Source organism: Natronospira sp. (genome assembly GCF_007134575.1).
In the GTDB taxonomy this organism is placed as follows: domain Bacteria; phylum Pseudomonadota; class Gammaproteobacteria; order Natronospirales; family Natronospiraceae; genus Natronospira; species Natronospira elongata.
On sequence record NZ_SLKM01000092.1, the window covers coordinates 1 to 3,189 of the forward strand.

Sequence of the window (3,189 nt, forward strand, 5' to 3'; positions counted from 1 at the left end):
CGACCGCAGCGGTGGCGACAACATCTGGATCATGCGCGCCGATGGCTCGGACGCCCGCCAGATCAGCGACGAAAGCTTCCGCCTGCTGAACAACCCCACCTGGACTCCGGATGGGGAATACATCGCCGCTCGCAAGCACTTTACCGGTACCCGCTCCCTGGGGGCCGGCGAGATCTGGCTCTACCACCGCTCCGGCACCAGCGCCGGCATGCAGATGATCCAGCGCCCCAACGACCAGCAGGATCTGAATGAGCCCGCGTTCTCCCCGGATGGCCGCTATCTCTATTTCAGCCAGGACACCACTGCCGGTGACCTGTTCGAATATGACAAGGATCCCCATCCGGGCATCTATGACATTCGCCGGCTGGATCGGGAGACCGGGGAGCTGGATACCTACATCAGCGGCACCGGCGGCGCCATTCATCCCCGCCCCGCCCCGGATGGCGAATCCATTGCCTTCATCCGACGCGTCGGCACCGACACCGCGATCTTCATCAAGGACATCCGCTCCGGCAAGGAACGCAAGCTGGTGGATAACCTTGAGCGGGACATGCAGGAAATCTGGGCCATCCATGGTGTGTACGCCAACATGGCCTGGTCGCCGGATGGCGGCTCCATCGTCTACTGGGCCGGCGGCAAGATCCATGAAGTGGATGTGGACAGCGGCGAGGTGGATGAAATCGCCTTCCGTGTCCAGGATGAACGGGAAATCCGCACCGCCCAGCGCCCGCCCATTGATCCGGCCCCCGATGAGGTTGAAGCACGGATGTTGCGCTGGGTAACCGTTTCGCCCAATGGCGATCAGGTGGTCTATGAATCCCGTGGCCATCTCTACACCCGCAGTCTGCCGGACGGCGAACCCCAGCGCCTGACGCGGCAGAATGACCACTTCGAGTTCTACCCCACTTTCTCCCGCGATGGCCGGCAGATCGCCTATGTGAGCTGGAACGATGAAGACCATGGTGCGGTCCGGGTGATTCGCGCCCGGGGCGGCCGCGAGGGCCGGGTGATTACTGAGGAACCCGGGCATTATGTGGAGCCCGCCTTCTCGCCGGACGGCGACACGGTGGTCTTCCGCAAGATCTCGGGCAATATGCAGCGTTCACCCTGGTGGGGGGAAACCACCGGCGTCTTCCGCGCCAGTGCCCGCGGTGGCGACATGGAGAAGATCACCGCCAATGGGCAGAGCCCGCACTTCGGGCGTGACAACGACCGGGTGTTCCTGCTCCGCTACCAGGGTTACGACACCCGCAACCTGGTCAGCGTCAACCTGGATGGGGCCGATGAACGGACCCATTTCACCACCACCTGGGCGACCAACTTCCGGGTCTCCCCGGATCAGAACTGGGTCGCTTTCCAGGAGCGCTACAACGCCTACATTGCCCCCTTTGCGGTTTCCGGGCAGACCATTCAACTGGGCCCCAACACCCGTTCCCTGCCCATTCAACGGGTATCCAAGGAGGCCGGGGATTATATTCACTGGTCCGACAGTGAAAACCTCCACTGGTCCACCGGCCCCGAGCTCTACAGCGCCGGTCTGGAGCAGATCTTCGATTTCCTCAACGGCGACCAGGATGATGTGGACATGCCCCTGGCCGAAGGCCGGGACATCGGCTACAGCAGTCCGGCCGATATCCCCGACGGCATGGTGGCCTTCGTGGGCGGCCAGGTCATCACCATGAACGATGAGCTGGAAGTCATTGAGAACGGTACCGTGCTGGTGGAAGGCAATCGCATTGTCGCGGTCGGCCCCGCCGATGAGGTGTCCGTGCCGGATGGCGCCTACGTCAAGGATGTTGAAGGCAAGACCGTGATGCCGGGTCTGATCGATGCCCACTGGCATGGCTCTCAGGGCAGCAATCAGATCATTCCGCAGGAGAACTGGGTCAATCACGCCAGCCTGACCTTCGGCGTGACCACCTATCACGATCCCTCCAACGACACCCACACGGTGTTTGCCGCTCACGAGATGGGGCGTGCGGGACAGATTACCGCGCCACGGATCTTCTCCACCGGCCGCATCCTCTACGGCGCGACCACCGACTTTACCGTGGAAGTGGACAGTCTGGATGATGCCCGCGAGCACCTGAGTCGTCTCAAGAAGGCCGGTGCCTTCAGCGTCAAGAGCTACAATCAGCCGCGACGCGATCAGCGCCAGCAGGTCATGGAAGCCGCCCGTGAGCTGGGGCTGCATGTGCACCCGGAAGGTGGCGCCCTGTTCCAGCACAACATGAACATGGTTCAGGACGGGCACACGGGCATCGAGCATTCACTCAGCGTGCCCCACACCTATGACGATGTACTGCAGTTCTGGGGGCAGACAGAGGTGGGTTACACGCCGACGCTGAGCGTGGGTTACGGTGCCTTCCGGGGTGAAAACTACTGGTATCAGCACACCAATGTCTTCGAGCATGAACGGCTGCTGAACTTCGTGCCCCGGGAGATCATTGATCCGATCGCCCGCCGCCGCGCCAAGGTGGAGGCCGAGGAATATGTGCATTTTGATATCGCCAACCATTCCCGGCAGCTCCAGGACCGGGGTGTGCTGGTGAATATCGGTGCCCACGGCCAGCGGGAAGGCCTGGCGGCCCACTGGGAAATCTGGATGTTCGCCCAGGGCGGCATGTCGCCCATGGAAGCCCTGAAGACGGCCACGGTGAATCCGGCCGCCTATCTGGGCATGGACGAACATCTGGGCAGCCTGACCGAAGGCAAGCTGGCCGACATCATCGTGCTCGACCGCAACCCGCTGGAGAACATCCGCAATACGGAGTATGTCGATTACGTCATGGTCAACGGACGTCTCTACGACGCTCACACTATGAACCAGATCGGCAATCACGCCGAGGAGCGCGGATTGTTCTGGTGGGAAAGGGATTGAGAGCTGCGAGCTTCGAGCTTCGAGCTTCGAGCTTCGAGCTTCGAGCTTCGAGCTTCGAGCTTCGAGCTTCGAGCAAAAAAACGGCGGCCTTAGGGCCGCCGTTTTTTCTTAATCAGATTTCAGTGGCAGGGGCGCCTCACTCCTAGCCCCTGACTCCTCACTCCTAACCCCTGACTCCTCACCCCTCACGCTCACTCACAACAACCGAACGATGCAAACGCCAAGCAGAGCCAGGGTGCAGCCAAGGCCAACACAATAAAAACCAAACCGTGGCCAGAACCAGCCGGCTGTATAGCTGACCATGTGCC

General features: G+C 61.6%; 1 protein-coding gene. It reads left to right on the plus strand.

The window, feature by feature from the left end; all coding sequences use genetic code 11:
- A partial coding sequence (locus ACJWXQ_RS03605; RefSeq protein WP_406672169.1) for an amidohydrolase family protein occupies positions 1–2,881 on the plus strand: 2,881 nt, incomplete at its 5' end.
- Positions 2,882–3,189: the final 308 nt, after the last annotated feature.